General features: G+C 71.0%; 18 protein-coding genes. 13 read left to right on the forward strand and 5 right to left on the reverse strand.

Annotated features, from left to right (window positions below):
• The first annotated feature begins 102 nt into the window (after nucleotides 1–102).
• Genes AB0K00_RS00590 through AB0K00_RS00615 form a run of 6 tightly spaced genes read left to right on the forward strand, consistent with a single transcriptional unit; the run spans nucleotide 103 to nucleotide 5,670 of the window.
• Nucleotides 103–1,707: an AAA family ATPase gene (locus AB0K00_RS00590; protein ID WP_363513026.1), complete on the forward strand. Its 1,605-nt coding sequence runs from the start codon at nucleotides 103–105 to the stop codon at nucleotides 1,705–1,707.
• Complete coding sequence (locus AB0K00_RS00595; RefSeq protein WP_363513029.1) at nucleotides 1,704–2,195, forward strand: hypothetical protein; 492 nt, start codon at nucleotides 1,704–1,706, stop codon at nucleotides 2,193–2,195. Before AB0K00_RS00590 ends, AB0K00_RS00595 begins: the two co-directional genes overlap by 4 nt.
• Complete coding sequence (locus AB0K00_RS00600; protein WP_363513032.1) at nucleotides 2,192–2,410, forward strand: DUF2997 domain-containing protein; 219 nt, start codon at nucleotides 2,192–2,194, stop codon at nucleotides 2,408–2,410. The genes AB0K00_RS00595 and AB0K00_RS00600 overlap by 4 nt, the downstream gene beginning before the upstream one ends.
• The gene (locus tag AB0K00_RS00605; RefSeq protein ID WP_363513035.1) at nucleotides 2,394–3,233 is read left to right on the forward strand and encodes a helix-hairpin-helix domain-containing protein; all 840 of its coding nucleotides are present in this window, start codon (nucleotides 2,394–2,396) and stop codon (nucleotides 3,231–3,233) included. Before AB0K00_RS00600 ends, AB0K00_RS00605 begins: the two co-directional genes overlap by 17 nt.
• A gap of 52 nt (nucleotides 3,234–3,285) precedes the next feature.
• Nucleotides 3,286–3,939, forward strand: coding sequence for a 4Fe-4S single cluster domain-containing protein (locus AB0K00_RS00610; protein ID WP_363513038.1), 654 nt, complete (start codon nucleotides 3,286–3,288; stop codon nucleotides 3,937–3,939).
• Between the two features lie 24 nt (nucleotides 3,940–3,963).
• Entirely contained in the window at nucleotides 3,964–5,670 is a 1,707-nt protein-coding gene (locus AB0K00_RS00615; RefSeq protein WP_363513041.1) for a prolyl oligopeptidase family serine peptidase, read from the forward strand.
• Between the two features lies 1 nt (nucleotide 5,671).
• Here the strand turns inward: AB0K00_RS00615 and AB0K00_RS00620 are convergent, their stop codons facing one another.
• A complete protein-coding gene (locus tag AB0K00_RS00620) occupies nucleotides 5,672–6,478 on the reverse strand; it encodes a hypothetical protein (protein ID WP_363513044.1) in 807 nt (268 codons plus the stop codon).
• 47 nt (nucleotides 6,479–6,525) lie between these two features.
• Nucleotides 6,526–6,789: a hypothetical protein gene (locus AB0K00_RS00625; protein ID WP_363513047.1), complete on the reverse strand. Its 264-nt coding sequence runs from the start codon at nucleotides 6,787–6,789 to the stop codon at nucleotides 6,526–6,528.
• A gap of 346 nt (nucleotides 6,790–7,135) precedes the next feature.
• On the opposite strand from AB0K00_RS00625, the gene AB0K00_RS00630 reads away from it, so the two are divergent.
• The 6 genes from AB0K00_RS00630 (at nucleotide 7,136) to AB0K00_RS00655 (ending at nucleotide 12,571) form a co-directional block, all read left to right on the forward strand.
• Complete coding sequence (locus AB0K00_RS00630; RefSeq protein WP_363513050.1) at nucleotides 7,136–8,146, forward strand: glycoside hydrolase family 11 protein; 1,011 nt, start codon at nucleotides 7,136–7,138, stop codon at nucleotides 8,144–8,146.
• An 88-nt stretch (nucleotides 8,147–8,234) separates the two neighbouring features.
• Nucleotides 8,235–8,897, forward strand: coding sequence for a hypothetical protein (locus tag AB0K00_RS00635; protein ID WP_363513053.1), 663 nt, complete (start codon nucleotides 8,235–8,237; stop codon nucleotides 8,895–8,897).
• Nucleotides 8,890–9,669 carry a hypothetical protein gene (locus tag AB0K00_RS00640; RefSeq protein ID WP_363513056.1) on the forward strand — a complete coding sequence of 260 codons (780 nt, stop codon included), beginning with the start codon at nucleotides 8,890–8,892 and terminating at the stop codon, nucleotides 9,667–9,669. The genes AB0K00_RS00635 and AB0K00_RS00640 overlap by 8 nt, the downstream gene beginning before the upstream one ends.
• 31 nt (nucleotides 9,670–9,700) lie before the next feature.
• The gene (locus AB0K00_RS00645; protein WP_363513059.1) at nucleotides 9,701–10,120 is read left to right on the forward strand and encodes a hypothetical protein; all 420 of its coding nucleotides are present in this window, start codon (nucleotides 9,701–9,703) and stop codon (nucleotides 10,118–10,120) included.
• Nucleotides 10,121–10,218: 98 nt separating this feature from the next.
• Nucleotides 10,219–10,929 (forward strand): NAD(P)-binding domain-containing protein, encoded by a 711-nt coding sequence (locus AB0K00_RS00650; protein ID WP_363513062.1) that lies wholly within the window; start codon nucleotides 10,219–10,221, stop codon nucleotides 10,927–10,929.
• Between the two features lie 13 nt (nucleotides 10,930–10,942).
• Nucleotides 10,943–12,571 (forward strand): DUF885 domain-containing protein, encoded by a 1,629-nt coding sequence (locus tag AB0K00_RS00655; RefSeq protein ID WP_363513065.1) that lies wholly within the window; start codon nucleotides 10,943–10,945, stop codon nucleotides 12,569–12,571.
• Between the two features lie 33 nt (nucleotides 12,572–12,604).
• On the opposite strand, the gene AB0K00_RS00660 is transcribed toward AB0K00_RS00655, so the two are convergent.
• Nucleotides 12,605–13,486, reverse strand: coding sequence for an RNA polymerase sigma-70 factor (locus AB0K00_RS00660; protein WP_363513068.1), 882 nt, complete (start codon nucleotides 13,484–13,486; stop codon nucleotides 12,605–12,607).
• 9 nt (nucleotides 13,487–13,495) lie between these two features.
• The gene (locus AB0K00_RS00665; RefSeq protein ID WP_363513071.1) at nucleotides 13,496–13,843 is read right to left on the reverse strand and encodes a DoxX family protein; all 348 of its coding nucleotides are present in this window, start codon (nucleotides 13,841–13,843) and stop codon (nucleotides 13,496–13,498) included.
• 143 nt (nucleotides 13,844–13,986) lie between these two features.
• On the opposite strand from AB0K00_RS00665, the gene argG reads away from it, so the two are divergent.
• Nucleotides 13,987–15,435, forward strand: coding sequence for an argininosuccinate synthase (argG, locus tag AB0K00_RS00670; protein ID WP_363513074.1), 1,449 nt, complete (start codon nucleotides 13,987–13,989; stop codon nucleotides 15,433–15,435).
• Between the two features lie 23 nt (nucleotides 15,436–15,458).
• Here the strand turns inward: argG and AB0K00_RS00675 are convergent, their stop codons facing one another.
• On the reverse strand, nucleotides 15,459–16,070 hold the full coding sequence (locus AB0K00_RS00675; protein WP_363513076.1) for a hypothetical protein: 612 nt from the start codon (nucleotides 16,068–16,070) through the stop codon (nucleotides 15,459–15,461).
• Nucleotides 16,071–16,167: the final 97 nt, after the last annotated feature.

Below are 16,167 nucleotides of genomic sequence, written 5' to 3' on the forward strand. Positions count from 1 at the left end.
GGGTAGCCCTGTGGCGCTGCGCCCATTGAGCGAATCGCCTGGTGGCAGGGGGTTGCTACCGTCGAGCGGACCTCGGCCACGCCTTGAGAAGGGAATCGGAGGATGCGCGGCTTTCGTAGCGACCTGGTGCAGTTGCTGAAGGCGCGTTTCCCTGTCCTCTACATCGAGTCGTATGAGGAGCAGCGGGTCGTCGCGGAGGTGTCGGCCGTTGCCCGGGACGCGAGCCTGCTGCGGACCCTGCGGACGGTGTGGACGTGGTCGGCGACCGAGGGGCTGATCCAGCCGGACGGCACCGCGCGGCGGGGCACCACGGAGCCGGAGGCGGCGCTCGAGGCCGTCCTGCGCACCGAGACGCCGGGCGTGTTCATCTTCAAGGATCTCCACGCGGCGCTGAGCAGTGGGGACCGGCCCGCGAACCCGGTGGCGATCCGGCGGGTCCGCGACGTGGCGGCGGCGTTCAAGTCCGGGCAGGTGCCGCGGGTGCTGGTGATCGTGGCGCCCGTGCTGCGCATCCCCGTCGAGCTGGAGAAGGACATCACCATTGTCGACTTCCCGCTGCCGAGCGAGGACGAGATCCGGGGCCTGCTCGACGGGATGATCGCGAACAACGGCACCGGGGGGCGGATCCGGATCGGGTTGACCGACGTGGAGCGGGAGCGGTTCGCCAAGGCCGCGGCCGGTCTCACGCTGCACGAGGCGGAGAACGCGTTCGCCCGGGCGATGGTCAGCGACGACGTGCTGGACATCCACGATCTCGACGTGGTCCACGACGAGAAGCGGCAAGCTGTGCGCAAGTCCGGGGTGCTGGAGTTCGTCGACGGTGGCGTCGAGCTCGCCGACGTCGGCGGGCTGGAGAACCTGAAGCGGTGGCTCGCCAAGCGGGACAGTTCCTGGCTGGCCGCCGCCGCGCTGTACGGGCTCCCGGCGCCGCGCGGCGTGCTGATCACGGGGGTACCCGGTTGCGGCAAGTCGTTGACGGCCAAGGCGGTCTCGGCGGCGTGGGGGCTTCCGCTGCTGCGGCTGGACGTCGGCCGGGTCTTCTCCGGGATCGTCGGGTCCAGCGAGCAGAACATGCGCACGGCCATCCGCACCGCCGAGGCGACGGCGCCGTGCGTGTTGTGGGTCGATGAGATCGAGAAGGGCTTCGCGAGCAGCGGCGGCGACTCCGGTACGACGCCGCGGGTCTTCGGCACGTTCCTCACCTGGATGCAGGAGAAGACGAAGGCGGTCTTCGTGATCGCCACGGCGAACGACATCGAGCGGTTGCCGGCGGAGCTGCTGCGCAAGGGCCGCTTCGACGAGATCTTCTTCGTGGACCTGCCCACCCGAGCCGAGCGGGCCTCGATCTGGCGGGTGCACCTCGCCCGGCGGCTGCGGCACAAGGCGGTCGCCGGTGAGCTGACCCTGGACGACCGGTCGCTGCGGGAGTTGTGCGACTTCAGCGCCGGGTACTCGGGTGCGGAGATCGAGCAGGCGGTGATCGCCGGACTGTTCGACGCGTTCTCCGAACGCCGCCCATTGCGCCAGGACGACCTGATCCGGGCGACGGCGAACATGGTGCCGTTGAGCGTCACGCAGGCCGAGCGGGTCGCCGCCATCCGCGCGTGGGCCGAGACCCGGGCGGTCGCGGCGACCGCGGCCGAGGACTGGGACCTCGGCGCGTTGCCCCCGACAGGCTCTGCAACATCGACAGGAGGTGCCGGATGAGTGTGTCGCTGATCCTGGTCCCGCTGGCTGTGGCGGCCGTGAGCGCCGCGCACGGCCTGCGGTCGGGCCGGGACCACCAGCAGCAGGTGGTCTGCCAGGTGCAGACCAGGATGCGGGACGCCTCGCTGCTCGCCGCCGCGCTGCGCGGGACGGACGCCGAGGTCACCGAGGGCGACGGGGAGATCCTCGCCAGGTGGAAGGGGGTGCGTGCCCGCTTCACCCGCAACCAGGACGAGATCTGGGAGGCGCACTTCACCGGTGACGTCGACGAGGCGCGCGCCGTCGACATCGTCCGCGCGATCGACGCCGGGTACGGCCGGCAGGTGCAGCGGGCGGTGCTGGAACGGCTGCGCGAACGGGCCCCCGCCGCGGGGCTCCGCCTGGAGTCGGAGAGCGCCGCCGCCGACAGCAGCGTCCGGCTCGTCTTCGCCGTCGAAGCAGCCGCCGGAGCCACCGACGGGGCCACCGTGGCAGGTGGGTCGTCGTGACGGACCGGCCGCGCATCATCGTCACCGTCTCCAGCGACGGGCAGATCAGCGCCGAGACCGAGGGTCTGCTCGGCGCGGCCTGCCTCGACTACATCGCCGTGCTGGAGGACCTGCTCGCCGCCCGAACCGTGGAGAGCAGCTACACCGCCGACTACACCAGGGTCCGCGCCGACGTCCACGCCGTCGAGACGCAGCACGATGTCGAACGCGCCTGACAGCTGGACGGTGCCGGCCCGGTGGTCGCCGAACCCGGCGGCGAGCCTGAGCTGGCGGATCCGGCACAGCTGGTGGCTCATCCTGCCGATCCTCGGCCTGGGCTGCCTCAGCGGCGCCGGGTTCCTCTACGTCGGCGTGCGCGCCAAGCGGCCGTCGTGGTGGATCCCCGGCATCGCGTACCTGCTGCTCGGCTGGGGCAGTTTCATGTTTGTCGGCGGGAGCCCGAAGGAGAGCTCCGTCAGCGACTGGGCCGTTGGGCTGTGGTTCGCGGTCTGGATCGCCAGCATCGTGCACGCCTGCCTGATCAACTCGTCGTGGCTGCAGTGGCGGGCGCACTACATTCCCTGGCACGCCGAGCCCGCCGCACCGCCACCGACCTGGCACAACACGGCACCCACCGCGCCGTCGGCCTGGCAGAGCGCCGCACCCGCACCGCCGCCGCCGGCCTGGCACAGCGCGGCACCCGCGCCACCGGCGTTCCCGGCCGCGGCGGCGCCGCTCCCGCCGGCCATGCAGGCGCCGCCCGGCGAGTACTTTGCCCCGGCCCCACCGGCGGCGTACGGGCCACCGTCGCCCATGGTCGTGGACGTCAACGCCGCCACCGCCGAGGACTTGGCCCGGCTGCCCGGGTTCGACCTGGACCGTGCGTACCGCATCATCGCCGAACGGCAGGCCAGGTCCGGGTTCACCAGCCTCGACGATTTCGCGTTCGCCGCCGGCCTGGCGCCGCACCAGTTCGCGCCGCTCCGGGACCGGCTGACGTGCGGCCCGCCGACCCCGCCGCCGGGCCCGCACCCCCAGGGCCGCGTCCTCGATGTCTGACCTGCCACGCCCGGCGGCCGAGATGGCTGACCCGCCACGCCCGGACGCCGACATGGCTGACCTGCCGCGTCCGGCGGGCGACCCCGACCTGGTGGCGGTCGCGCGGTTCCTCGCCGTCACGCACGCCGAAGGTCCCGGCGAGCGCACCGCGGTCTGGGTGCAGGGCTGCACCGTGCGCTGCGCCGGCTGCTTCAACCCGCACCTGTGGACCTTCCGCGGCGGGCAGCGCACCCCCTCGGACGCGCTGGCCGCCCGGGTACTGGCCGCGAACACCACGGGGCTGACCCTGCTCGGTGGTGAGCCGTTCGACCAGGCCGCCGCCCTCGCGAAGGTCGCCGCCGCCGTCCAGGCCGCGGGCCGCTCCGTGATGACGTTCACCGGATACACGACCGCGCAGCTGGACCGGGCCGTCGCCGCCGGCCGGGGCGACGTCGCCGCGCTGCTCGCCGGCACCGACCTGCTGGTGGCGGGCCCGTACCTGGCCGACCGCCTGGACCTCGCCCGCCCGTGGGTCGGCTCGACGAACCAGGAGTTCGTGCTGCTGACGGACCGCTTCCCGCACCTGCTCGACGACCTCACCGCCACCCCGGACCGCGTGGAGGTCACGGTCGGCGCGGACGGCCGGGTCGAGGTCAACGGCTGGGCGGACCTGGATGCCCTGGACACCCTGCTCGCCGACCTCGGCCGGGTCCCGCGCCGCTCCTGACGGCCGGTCCTGGAGAATCGGCGTGTGTCGCACCTGAGCTTCGACTGGCTGCAATGGCAGGACGGTGCGCTGCACTGGCTGGACTCGCACCACGGGCTGATGCGGTGGCGCCCCGGTGGCGAGCCGGTCGAGCTGACCCCGCCAGGTTTCCGGGTCGGCGGCGGCGTCCACGGGTACGGCGGTGGCTCGTACCTCGGCACGCCCGGCGCTGTCTGGTGCGTCGGTGACGGTGGCCTGTACCAGGTGAACGACGACAACACCGTGACGCTCATGGTCGAGGGCGCGTTCGGCGACCTTGTCCTCGGTGCCGGTGAGCTCCTGGCCGTCCGGGAGGACGCGACCGGCGACGCCCTGGTCGCGGTCTCCCTCGACGGCGACCCCGAGCCCAGGGTGCTGGCGGAGGCCGCCGGGTTCTTCGGGGCGCCGCGGCCCACCGACGGCATGGTTGCCTGGACCTGGTGGAGCGCGCGGGACATGCCGTGGGACGGATGCGAGGTGTGGGTCGCCGCATACGAGCCCGGCGGCCAGATCGGCGATCCGATGCGGGTCGCCGGCGGCCCCGACGAGTCGGCGATCGAGCCGCGCTGGGGCCCCGACGGGATGCTGTACTTCATGTCGGACCGGACCGGCTGGTGGAACCTGTACCGCCACGACGGCACGGCCGTGGCGCCGGTGGCGGCGGAGTGCGCGGCGGCGCCGTGGGAGCTGGGGTACGCGTCGTACTGCTTCCTCGACGACGGCCGGATCGTCATGGTGGTGCGAGAGGGACCGGAGCACCGCCTGGTGGTCGTCGACGATTCGGGCACGGTGTCGCCGGTTGCCGTGCCGTACACCTCGATCAAACCCTGCCTGTCGGGGTCGGGCTCCTCGGTCGCGCTGGTCGGGTCGTCGCCGACGCTCCCCCAGCAGGTCGCGGTGCTGCGGCTCGACGACGGCGCGCCGCCGCTCGAGGTCGTGGCCGGCGCCACCGCGGTGGCCGGCGGGTCGACGCCAACGCGGCTGGATGTGCCGGTCGACGGCGGCGTCCGGCAGGTGGTGGCACTGGTGTACCCACCGGCGGGCGCGCCGCACGACTGGTCCGCGCCGCTGATCGTGCGGGCACACCCTGGCCCGACGGCGTCCATCGCGCTGCGGCTGGACCCGCAGGTGCAGTACTTCACCGCCCGCGGGTTCGCCGTCGTCGACGTCGACTACACCGGCAGCACCGGCTACGGCCGGGCGTTCCGGGAAGCGCTGTACGGCCGGTGGGGCATCGACGACGTGGCCGACTGCGTGGCGGTGGCCGAGCACCTGGTGGCCTCGGGGCGGGCGATGGCGGGGCAGGTGTTCGTCCGCGGGGCGAGCGCGGGCGGGTACACGGCGTTGCAGGCGGTATCACAGGACGGGCCGTTCGCGGCGGCGGTCGCGGTATCGGCGGTCGTCGACCCTGACCGGTGGGCGGAGACGGCACCGCGGTTCCAGCGCCCGCACGCGGCCCGCCTGCGCGGCGGCGCGGGTGCGGTGACGGCCGCGTCGCTCCGTACGCCGGTGCTGCTCATCCACGGCACGGAGGATGCGGTGGTCGCGGCAGACGACGTGGTGGAGTTGGCCGATGGCCTGCGCGAGCGGGACGCGGCGCACGAGCTGCTGCTGTTGAAGGGAGTCGGGCACGACGTCGCCGGCTCCGAGGACGCCAGTGCCGCCTTGGAGGCGGAACTGCGCCTGTACCAGCGCATCATCGACGCACGCTGACTTACGGGTTCTGCGTCTCGCCGCCGTGCTGGTCGACGATTTTGGACTGATACTCGGGCGGGATGATCGCCGACCGGACGATCTGCCCGAACCCGGGCTGGACACCCATGGCCCCTCCCGGCTCCTCGAGCCAGTCAGCGGAATCCACGCCAGGAACCGACCTCAAGATGACTGCCAGGAAATTCGGGTCGATGAACTGTTCGGCGACGATCGCGATGTAGGCGTCACCGTCCCGGGCGCGGACCAGCACCGAGATCTCATGCCCGTGCAGACGTGCGGACCACGCGCTGCCGCTGCGTATGGAGTTGGCTACCAGGCGGCACACGATCTCCCTGACGCTGACGACGACCTGCGTCGCCAGCTCCGCCTGAAGTCGCTTCAGGTCGACATCTGTCGGCAGCAGATGCAGCGACGACACACGCCCAGTTCCTTTGCCTGCCCGTTTGCACTCGGCCTCCAACCGGGCGTAGAAGTCGTCGCTGCCGCTGTCGGCCTTCCGCATTCCGGCTGCCCCGATCCACCACCAGGCAGATCCTTCCGACAGCACGGCTGGGTGCTCGCCCGCCGGGTCGAGCTTGTGCACCGCGGCCCGGTGGTGGCCGGTCTTGACTTTCAACCAGACCAGGTCATCGATTGCCACGACCCGCTCCGCTCCCCGGGCGGCAACCTCGAACGGAACCTGCTGGGCCCGCACCACAACAGGATGATCGATGCCATGAAGTCGCTGCTCAAGGGGCGGAAAGGAGCCACCGAGGTCCTCCAGGCAACGCTTCGTCGGCCTGACTGGCTCACGTTGATGTTGACGCATGGATCGACCTTAAGGGCATGTGCTCTTAAGTGAAAATCGAGCGGCGTCTACCGGTCCGCGAGGCCGCCGAGGTTGTCCAGCTCGGCGCGGGACATGCCGGTGAGCAGCGAGACGGAGCCGGCGACGGTGCCGTCGAGCTGTTGCAGCGCGCGCGTGACGGACTCCTGGAGCTCGGCTCGGTGGTTTTCGATGTATTCGCGGACCGCGAGGTCGACGATGTCCTTCTTCGAGCGGCCGAAGAAGTGGGCCGCATGCGAGATGAGCTGGTCGGTCTGGGCGTCGACCTTGATCGGCGTCGCGGCGGGGGGCATGGGATCTCCTCGTGTGACAGGCGGTCGCTCAGGTACCAAAGTACCATCCGCTACCTGAGCTCGCCAGGACGATCGATGCCGACACGCACTCACCGCAGACACCTCCGGGCCGGCGGCACCGGAAAGGCCTTTCCCGCCGGCAATGAAAGGTCATCAGGGTTGTTTTCGAAAACACGGCGGGTTTCGAAATACTCGGGGATTGTTGACACCTCTGTGAAGGCGGACGAATACTGGCGCCATCGGTAGACCTCGACCGCCATCGATCAGGAGCGCCGTCATTTCCGGGGCCTCAGGAAAGGCTGCCGGGACATGTCGTGCTGCCCTGGAGTCCCGGAGGAAGTACACGATGAATGACACCCCTGTCCGTACGGATCATCACAGACGCGGCCGGGTCAGGCTGCTCGTCACCAGCGCCTGCGCCACGGTCCTGGCCACGGCCATGGCGTTGCTGCCCGGGGTGGCGCACGCCGCCGTGACGTCGAATCAGACCGGCACCAACAACGGCTACTTCTATTCGTTCTGGACCGACAGTGCCGGCACTGTTTCCATGGAACTTGGATCAGGCGGCAATTACAGTACGTCGTGGCGGAACACCGGGAACTTCGTCGCCGGCAAGGGGTGGAGCACCGGCGGGCGCAGAAGTGTGCCGTATTCCGGCAGTTTCAATCCGTCCGGAAATGCCTATCTGGCGCTCTACGGCTGGACCAGAAACCCGCTCGTGGAGTACTACGTCGTCGACAACTGGGGCACGTACCGGCCGACGGGCACGTACAAGGGCACGGTCACCACTGACGGCGGGACCTACGACATCTACCAGACGACGCGGTACAACGCGCCGTCGATCGAGGGCAACAAGACGTTCAACCAGTACTGGAGCGTGCGGCAGTCGAAGAAGACCGGCGGCACGATCACGACCGGCAACCACTTCGACGCGTGGGCGCGGTACGGGATGAACCTCGGCAGCCACGACTACATGATCCTGGCGACGGAGGGCTACCAGAGCAGCGGCAGCTCCAACATCACCCTGGACACCTCCTCCGGCGGAGGCGGCGGAGGGGGCGGCGGTGGAGGCGGTGGCGGCGGCGGAGGCGGTGGCTGCACCGCCTCACTGTCGGCCGGCCAGCAGTGGAGCGACCGGTACAACCTGAACGTGGCCGTGTCAGGCTCCAGCACCTGGACCGTCACGATGAACGTCCCGTCGCCGGCGAAGGTCATCGCCACCTGGAACATCAACGCCAGCTACCCCAGCGCCCAGGTGCTGACCGCAAAGCCGAACGGCAGCGGCAACAACTTCGGCGTGACCATCCAGACCAACGGCGCCTGGACCTGGCCGTCGGTCTCCTGCAGCGCAAGCTGACCGCACGCACCCGTGGCGCGGCGCCCCGAGGGCCGCGCCACCCGTGTGTGCGTTGACAGATAGGTTCGCGAAGACGAAGCTATCTGTCATGGAGCTGCTGACGGTCGCCAGCGCGGCCCAGCGTCTCGGCGTGACCACCCGCCGGGTGCAGCACCTTGTTGCCAGCGGCCAGTTGCGGATGCTCGCTCGCGGGGTCGTCGACGAGACCTCGGTCGAGCGATACCTGGCGAGCCGGGGCGATTTCCGTGGGCGCCCCTGGTTGGAGCCGACCGCCTGGGGTGCCGTCGCGCTGCTGTCCGGCCGCGACGCCGCATGGATGGGCGAGAGCCAGCGGTCCCGCCTCCGGGGAAAGCTGAGGACACTGGGCGCACGGGAACTGGCGGGACGCGCTCGCGGACGGGCCGTCGTTTCGCGGTACACCGGCCACACCAGCACGGCGGGCAGGCTGCGCGGCCAGGTGGTGGACACGTCCGCGGCCGCCGAGGCGCTCGGGCTGACCGCGACGGCGGCGGTCGACGGTTACGTGGCCGCCGGCGAACTCGACGCGCTCGTCGCCCGGCACGGCCTGGTCCGCACCGACGCCGGGCCGTTCACGCTGCGGGCCACCGGCATGCCCCTCGACGTCGTCACCGACCTCGCGCACAGCGCGACGGTGCTGGCGGCCCTGGACCTCGCGGAGTCCCTCGACATCCGCGAGCGCAGCGCCGGCATCGACGCGCTCACCGGGGCGCTGGAGCGGTTCCGTGCCTGAGCGCCCGACGATCGACATCCCAGACCCGCGAGGCGGCTGGCTGTCGCCGTGGCCGAACGTCGCCGAGATCGAGGCGGTCCTGCCGCACGAGCACTGGACGCTCGTCGGCGGGCTGATGACGCAGTTGCACTGCATGTATCGGGGACTCGACGTGGTGCGCGCGACCAACGACGTGGACATCGTCCTGCACATCGAGACGACCCGAGGTGTCGCGGCGACCGCGGCGACTGCGCTGGAGTCTCTGGGGTACGAGCTGACACCCCCGAGCGACCCCCGGATCGAGATCGCGCACCGCTTCCGGCGTGACACCGCGACCGTCGACCTGCTGGGCAGCGCGCCGGACGTGGTCGACGTGCTCATCGCCGACCACGCCGCGCCGCGGGTCGTCGAGAAGCTGCGCGGGCGGGCGATGGTGGCGATCGAAGGCGGCACGCAGGCGCTGCGCCGTACCGTCAACGCCCGGCTCGCGATCGGGTCCGAGCGGGTCACGACCGTCAGCATGCCCGCGGTGTTCGGGGCGTTGATCCTCAAGGCCGCCGCTTACCAGGCCGACACCCGCGATCGGGACCGGCATCTGTGGGACGCGGCGGCGTTGCTGTGCTGTCTGGAAGATCCGTACGCCGATCGGGAGCGGTTTGCCGGCTCTGACCGGGCTCGGGTGGAGGTGCTGCGGCGGGCGCTGCCGGACGATCACGCCGCCTGGCGCGCCCTCGCCGGAGACGTGCGGGCCCAGGGCCAGTTCGCGCTGAGGATCCTGGCCTCGCGGGACTGACGCATCGCCGGAAGTCGTTATGCTGGCGCGCATGCGCTGGTGGAGACTGCCGTTCACCGGGGAGCCGTATCGCAGCACGCTGTTCCTGCTGCTGTCGGTGCCGTTGGCGATCTGGGCGCTCGTTGACGGGGGTGGCGCGCAGCGGCGGGTCGCGAAGGTGCTGCTGGCGCGGGAGCCGGCGGTGTCGCGGGTGCGGGGGCTGGCCGCGGTGCCGCTCGACCTGGTGGCGCTGGTCGTGGTCGGCTACTGCTGGACGGGTGTGCTGGTCAACGTGGTGTACCCGATCCGCCCGCTGCTCGGCATGAGCGGTGAGTACCGCGACTCCTGGGGCGGCCCGACCCTTGCCGGTGCGTGGGCGGTGCACGTGCTCGGCGGCCTCGTGTTCTGGTTCGTGGTCTCGTGGATGCTGCGCGGTTACGTGGCCCTGTGGCGCCGAATCACCGGCGGCTGAAAAGCAACATCCATCACGGTTCGGCGCGGACGTGTATCGCAGGTCACATCGGGGAGAGGGGAGGAATCGGTAGCGACGTAGCAAGGGTTGGCGGGGGTATGACAACGATCGGATTTGTCGGCAGTGGCCACATCGGTGGGACCGTGGCGCGGCTTGCGGTGGCGGCGGGGTATGACGTCGTGCTGAGCAACTCGCGCGGGCCGGAGACGCTCCAGGACCTGGTTGCCGAGCTCGGCCCGCGGGCCCGGGCGGCCAGCGCGGCCGATGCCGCTGCGGCCGGGGACATCGTGGTGGTGAGCGTGCCGTTCAAGGCGTATGCGGCGGTGCCGGCCGAGCCGTTGTCCGGCAAGGTGGTCATCGACACGAACAACTACTACCCCCAGCGGGACGGCAACTACGCCGAGCTGGACGACGCCTCCGTGACCAGCAGCGAGGTGCTGCAGCGTCACCTGGACGGGGCGAGTGTGGTCAAGGTGTTCAACAACATCTTCTTCAAGCACCTGGGGTCGCTGACCCGCCCGACGGGCGCCGGTGACCGGACCGCGCTGCCGATCGCCGGTGACGACGCCGCGGCGAAGGCCACCGTGACCGAGTTCCTCGACGCGATCGGTTACGACACCGTCGACGTCGGCTCGCTCGCCGACAGCTGGCGGTTCCAGCCGGACACGCCCGTGTACGGCTCGCCGTACGGCACGTTCAGCGACCCGGTGGGCACGCCCGCCGATGCGGAGACGGTGCGTGCGGCGGTGGACAAGGCGCAGCGCGGCGGCTCGCCGGATACGGTGGCCTCCGACCACGTCGGAGGATAGGAGCCGCACACCGATGGACACGCTGGCACGGCTGGGTGACGAGTATTTCCGCCTGCATTTCGCCGCCGACCCGTTGGCGGCCAGCGTGTTCGGTGTGGAGGGCTATGACGCCGAGGTCCCCGATCCGGGCCGTGCCGCGGCCGCCGAGCAGCGGGCGGCGCTGGCCCGGGTCGAGGCGGAGCTTGCCACCGTCGACCGGGACGCACTCGACGGGCAGGACCGCATCAGCCACACCATCCTGACCCGGCTCCTGCACGACGAGCAGCGGACGCTCCAGGACGGGCTGGCCGAGGTCGCCGTGACCGCGAGCATCGCTGGGCCGCTGGCCCTGGTCGTGTCGGCGGTGCCTGCGGCGACCGGGTCCGACGAGGCGTACCTGGCCCGGCTGGAGAAGCTCGGCGGCTTCTTCGACGGGCACGCCGAGCGCTACCTGCAGGCGGCCGGCGACGGGCGGTTTCCGACGGAGCTCGGCGTGCGGCAGGCGGTCGCGCAGGTCGACGCGTATCTGGCCACGCCGGTCGAGCGGGATCCGTTGCTGCGGCGCCTCCCGGGCAATGCTCGCGCCGCCGAGGCGGTCACGGCGTCGCTGCGCCCGGCGTTGGTCCGGTTCCGTACGACGCTGGCCGAGCAGCTCCTTCCCGTGGCCCGCAGCGGGGAGCGGGTCGGGCTGTGTCACGTGCCCGGCGGCGGCGAGGGGTACCGGGCGCTGATCGGGGCGTACACCACGACCGGGCTCGGGCCCGAGGAGATCCACCAGATCGGGCTGGATCTCATCACCAACCTGCGCGAGGAGTTCGCCGAGCGCGGTGGGCGGGCCCTCAACGCCCGCAGCGCCGGTGAGGTCATCGCCCGGCTGCGGGACGACCGTGAGCTGCGGTTCGGCGCGGCCGGGGAGATCGTCGACACCGTGACCGGGGCGCTGCGGCGGGCCGAGGAGGCGGTGCCGGACTGGTTCGCCGGGTATGACATCGCGCCGTGCGTGGTCCGCGAGATGGACCCGGCGGAGGCGGAGAACTCGGTACTCGGTTATTACGTCGCTCCGGCCGCCGACGGTTCGCGGCCCGGTGCGCACGTGGTGAACACGTACCGGCCGGAGCTGCGGGCCAGGTTCGAATACGAGGTGCTCGCGTTCCACGAGAGCGTCCCCGGGCACCACCTGCAGATCGCGGTCGCGCAGTCGCGTGGTGACCTGCCGCAGTTCCGCCGGTTCACCTACTTCGACGCGCACGGCGAGGGCTGGGGGCTGTACACGGAGCGCCTCAGCGACGAGATGGGCCTGTACACGTCGGAGCTGGGGCGGCTCGGCATGGTGTCGTTCGACGCGTGGCGGGCGTGCCGGCTCGTGGTCGACACGGGCATGCATCACCTCGGCTGGTCGCGGCAGCAGGCGATCGCCTACATGCTGGAGAACACCGCGCTGACCGAGACCAACATCGTCAACGAGGTCGACCGGTACATCGCGATGCCGGGGCAGGCCCTGGCGTACATGATCGGGCGGCTGCGGATCCAGCAGTTGCGGGAGCGGGAGCGGGCGGCGCTGGGGGCGGCGTTCGACCTGCGGGCCTTCCACCATGAGGTGCTCGCCTACGGGCCGCTGCCGCTGGACACCTTGGAAGAGCAGGTCTCGGCCCGCTGGGCGTAGGTTTCCGGCGGCCCCGTCGCGGGGCGGGGTCGTTCAGTGGACCTCGCCGGTGGCGACGGCGCGCAGCTTGTCGGGGTTGGCGACGTTGTGGATCGCGGCGATCCGGCCGTCCGCGTCGACGTCGAGGATGAGGGTACCGATGACGCGGCCGGCGCCGGTGAACACGACGCCGGTCCGGCCGTTGAGCTCCACCAGGTCCACGCGCATGTCGGCGAGCGCGACCCCTTGGTAGGGCTGCTCGCCGAAGGTCGCGAACCAGGCCGCCACCCGCTCGGCGCCGGTGACCGGGCGCAGCGCCTGGCGGACCTTGCCGCCGCCGTCGGTCCAGACGGTGACGTCCGGTGCGAGCAGCTGCATGAGCGTGTTGATGTCGCCGCCGGTCGCCGCGGCGAAGAACCGCTCGGTGACCTCGCGCTGCCTGGCGGCGGTGGCGTGGAAGCGCGGCCGGCGGGCCTGGACGTGTTCGCGGGCGCGGTGCGCGGCTTGGCGGACGGCGTCCTCGGACCGCTCGACCGCGTCGGCGATCTCCGCGTAGGTGAAGCCGAAGGCCTCCTTGAGCACGAACACGGCGCGCTCCAACGGACTCAGCGTCTCCAGCACCATCAGCAGCGCCATCGACACCGTGTCGGTTTCGGTGGCGGTGTCGGTTTCGGCGTCGGTGCGGATCGGTTCGGGCAGCCACGGTCCCACGTACACCTCGCGCCGGGAGCGGACCGACCGCAGCCGGTCCATCGCCACGTTCGACACGATCCGCACCAGGTAGGCCTTGGGTTCGGCGACGTCGCCGCGGTCGGCGGCGGACCATTTCATCCAGGCGTCCTGCACCGCGTCCTCGGCGTCGGCCGCGGTGCCGAGGATGCGGTACGCCACGGAGAACAGCAGCCGCCGGTGTGCTGTGAACGCGTCGGTCGTCACGATCACGTTCTACCCGCTGAGGCCGAGCAGGTACGCGGCGACCACCGGGGCCAGGTACATCAGCGGAAACGGGACGTGCGAGAACGAGCGGGCCCGCAGCACCGTGATGACGGCGCCGGTGAAATACAGCACCAGGCCGACGCTCGCCGCGACACCGACCGCGGGCACGAACAGGCCGGCCAGGAGACCGGCCGCGCCGGCGGCCTTGGCCACGCCGAGCCAGGTCCACCAGGACGCGGGGACGCCGTACGCGGCGAGTGGCTCGACGACCCACTTCGCGCGGGTGAACACCGAGACGGCCGAGAAGCCGACCCAGAGTGCGGCGAAGACGGTGACGACGGTGAAGGCGATGGACATGGCCTGCTCCTCCCGGGTTGTTGGACGACCGCGAGACGGAACGCAGGAGGCCTGGCGTGACATGGTGTGACGGCCGTCACCCCCTTGAGGTGCCGATCACGTAAACTTGCATCATCATGCAGTGGGATGCATATACTTTCGGCATGTCCAAGGTGCTCACCTCCCTGCCCGTCGGTGAACGTGTCGGAATCGCCTTCTCCGGTGGCCTGGACACGTCGGTAGCTGTCGCGTGGATGCGCGAGAAGGGCGCGGTGCCCTGCACCTACACCGCCGATATCGGGCAGTACGACGAGCCTGACATCGCCTCGGTCCCGGGCCGCGCCGGCGCGTACGGCGCCGAGATCGCCCGCCTGGTCGACTGCCGCGCCGCGCTGGTCGAGGAGGGCCTCGCGGCCCTGGCCTGCGGCGCGTTCCACATCCGCTCCGGCGGCCGCGGCTACTTCAACACCACGCCGCTGGGCCGGGCCGTCACCGGCACGCTGCTGGTGCACGCGATGCTCGAGGACGGCGTGCAGGTCTGGGGCGACGGCTCCACCTTCAAGGGCAACGACATCGAGCGCTTCTACCGGTACGGGCTGCTGGCGAACCCGTCGCTGCGCATCTACAAGCCGTGGCTGGACGCCGCCTTCGTCACCGAGCTCGGTGGCCGCAAGGAGATGTCCGAGTGGCTGCTCGCGCACGGGCTGCCCTACCGGGACAGCACCGAGAAGGCGTACTCCACCGACGCCAACATCTGGGGCGCCACGCACGAGGCGAAGACCCTCGAACGCCTCGACACGGGCATCGAGATCGTCGAACCCATCATGGGCGTGAAGTTCTGGGACCCCGAGGTCCACATCGCCGCCGAGGACGTCACGGTCGGCTTCGAGCAGGGCCGCCCGGTCACGATCAACGGCAAGGAGTTCGGTTCCGCCGTCGACCTGGTCCTGGAGGCGAACGCCGTCGGCGGCCGGCACGGCCTGGGCATGTCCGACCAGATCGAGAACCGGATCATCGAGGCGAAGAGCCGCGGCATCTACGAGGCGCCGGGCATGGCCCTGCTGCACGCCGCATACGAGCGGCTGGTCAACGCGATCCACAACGAGGACACCGTCGCCGCGTACCACAACGAGGGACGGCGACTCGGGCGGCTGCTGTACGAGGGGCGCTGGCTGGACCCGCAGGCCCTGATGCTGCGCGAGTCGCTGCAGCGGTGGGTGGGCTCGGCGATCACCGGCGAGGTGACGCTGCGGCTGCGGCGCGGCGAGGACTACTCGGTCATCAACACGTCCGGCCCGGCGCTGAGCTACCACCCGGACAAGCTGTCGATGGAGCGCACCGAGGACTCCGCCTTCGGCCCGCTGGACCGGATCGGCCAGCTGACCATGCGCAACCTCGACATCGCCGACTCGCGGGCGAAGCTGGAGCAGTACGCGCGGATCGGCATCGTCGGCAGCAGCCAGCACCGGCAGCTCGTCGCCGGCCCGGAGCAGTCGACCAGGCTGATCGGCACGATGCCCGAGGGCGGCGCCGAGGCGATCGCCTCCCGCGGCGAGGTCGCCGCGGGAGACGAGTGGCTCGACAACGCCGCCATGGAGGCCGGCACCGACTGAGGCTGTTTACGGCAGCGGGCCTTTTACGGCAGCGGGGCCTTCGGCAGGCTCGGGGCCGAGTTGAAGACCTGGACGCCGGCCTCGTTGTCCCCGTCGAACGGGGTGACGGCGCCGGCGCCGGCACCGAGGCAGAAGTCGTCGCCGGCCGGGTCGGCGAACCACATGCCGACGTGGCCGAGTTCCTTGCGGACCCGGTCCTTGCCGACCAGCGTCGAGGAGAACGCCTCCTCGACGATGAGCTTCAGCTGGGTGTGGCCCTTGCCGTACTTGTCGGTGAAGACGTCGCCGATGTACTCGGCCGCACCGAACGGCGCCGCCGGAACCTCCAGCAGGAACACGGTGAACGCCGTGTTCGCCGGGCCGCCGGTGACGTTGACGTCGAAGGTGTCGAAGCCCTTCACGTCGGTCTCGAGGGCGACGCTCACGTCGACCTTGACCTTCGGCAGGCACTTGGCGAGCTGCTCCGAGCTCGGCGCCAGCTTGAACTTCACCACCTCGGCCTTCTTGCCGGTCGAGGTGTACTGGCCGACCTTGTCGAGCGTGACGTCGCCGTTGAGGGCGCCGAAGCCGACGAACGCTGCGGCCCCCGCGACCGCGCCGACCGTCAGCAGCGCGAGACCTTTACCGATGCCCATGACTGTGACCTCCCATGTGGGTTTGCCTGCGGCGGGTTGCCGTCGGATACCCATGGGCACGGGCGTTGCCGGAGCACCGTTCACCGGCCGCGATGTC

Origin of the sequence: Dactylosporangium sp. NPDC049525 (genome assembly GCF_040676755.1) — a bacterium.
In the GTDB taxonomy this organism is placed as follows: Bacteria; Actinomycetota; Actinomycetes; order Mycobacteriales; family Micromonosporaceae; genus Dactylosporangium.

What these genes read in the sequence shown, in the direction of transcription:
- AB0K00_RS00590 (WP_363513026.1), top strand. Translation starts at nt 103, where the DNA reads ATGCGCGGCTTTCGTAGCGACCTGGTGCAGTTGCTGAAGGCGCGTTTC.
- AB0K00_RS00595 (WP_363513029.1), top strand. Translation starts at nt 1,704, where the DNA reads ATGAGTGTGTCGCTGATCCTGGTCCCGCTGGCTGTGGCGGCCGTGAGC.
- AB0K00_RS00605 (WP_363513035.1), top strand. Translation starts at nt 2,394, where the DNA reads ATGTCGAACGCGCCTGACAGCTGGACGGTGCCGGCCCGGTGGTCGCCG.
- AB0K00_RS00610 (WP_363513038.1), top strand. Translation starts at nt 3,286, where the DNA reads ATGGCTGACCTGCCGCGTCCGGCGGGCGACCCCGACCTGGTGGCGGTC.
- AB0K00_RS00620 (WP_363513044.1), bottom strand. Translation starts at nt 6,478, where the DNA reads ATGCGTCAACATCAACGTGAGCCAGTCAGGCCGACGAAGCGTTGCCTG.
- AB0K00_RS00625 (WP_363513047.1), bottom strand. Translation starts at nt 6,789, where the DNA reads ATGCCCCCCGCCGCGACGCCGATCAAGGTCGACGCCCAGACCGACCAG.
- AB0K00_RS00630 (WP_363513050.1), top strand. Translation starts at nt 7,136, where the DNA reads ATGAATGACACCCCTGTCCGTACGGATCATCACAGACGCGGCCGGGTC.
- AB0K00_RS00635 (WP_363513053.1), top strand. Translation starts at nt 8,235, where the DNA reads ATGGAGCTGCTGACGGTCGCCAGCGCGGCCCAGCGTCTCGGCGTGACC.
- AB0K00_RS00645 (WP_363513059.1), top strand. Translation starts at nt 9,701, where the DNA reads ATGCGCTGGTGGAGACTGCCGTTCACCGGGGAGCCGTATCGCAGCACG.
- AB0K00_RS00650 (WP_363513062.1), top strand. Translation starts at nt 10,219, where the DNA reads ATGACAACGATCGGATTTGTCGGCAGTGGCCACATCGGTGGGACCGTG.
- AB0K00_RS00655 (WP_363513065.1), top strand. Translation starts at nt 10,943, where the DNA reads ATGGACACGCTGGCACGGCTGGGTGACGAGTATTTCCGCCTGCATTTC.
- AB0K00_RS00665 (WP_363513071.1), bottom strand. Translation starts at nt 13,843, where the DNA reads ATGTCCATCGCCTTCACCGTCGTCACCGTCTTCGCCGCACTCTGGGTC.
- argG (WP_363513074.1), top strand. Translation starts at nt 13,987, where the DNA reads ATGTCCAAGGTGCTCACCTCCCTGCCCGTCGGTGAACGTGTCGGAATC.
- AB0K00_RS00675 (WP_363513076.1), bottom strand. Translation starts at nt 16,070, where the DNA reads ATGGGCATCGGTAAAGGTCTCGCGCTGCTGACGGTCGGCGCGGTCGCG.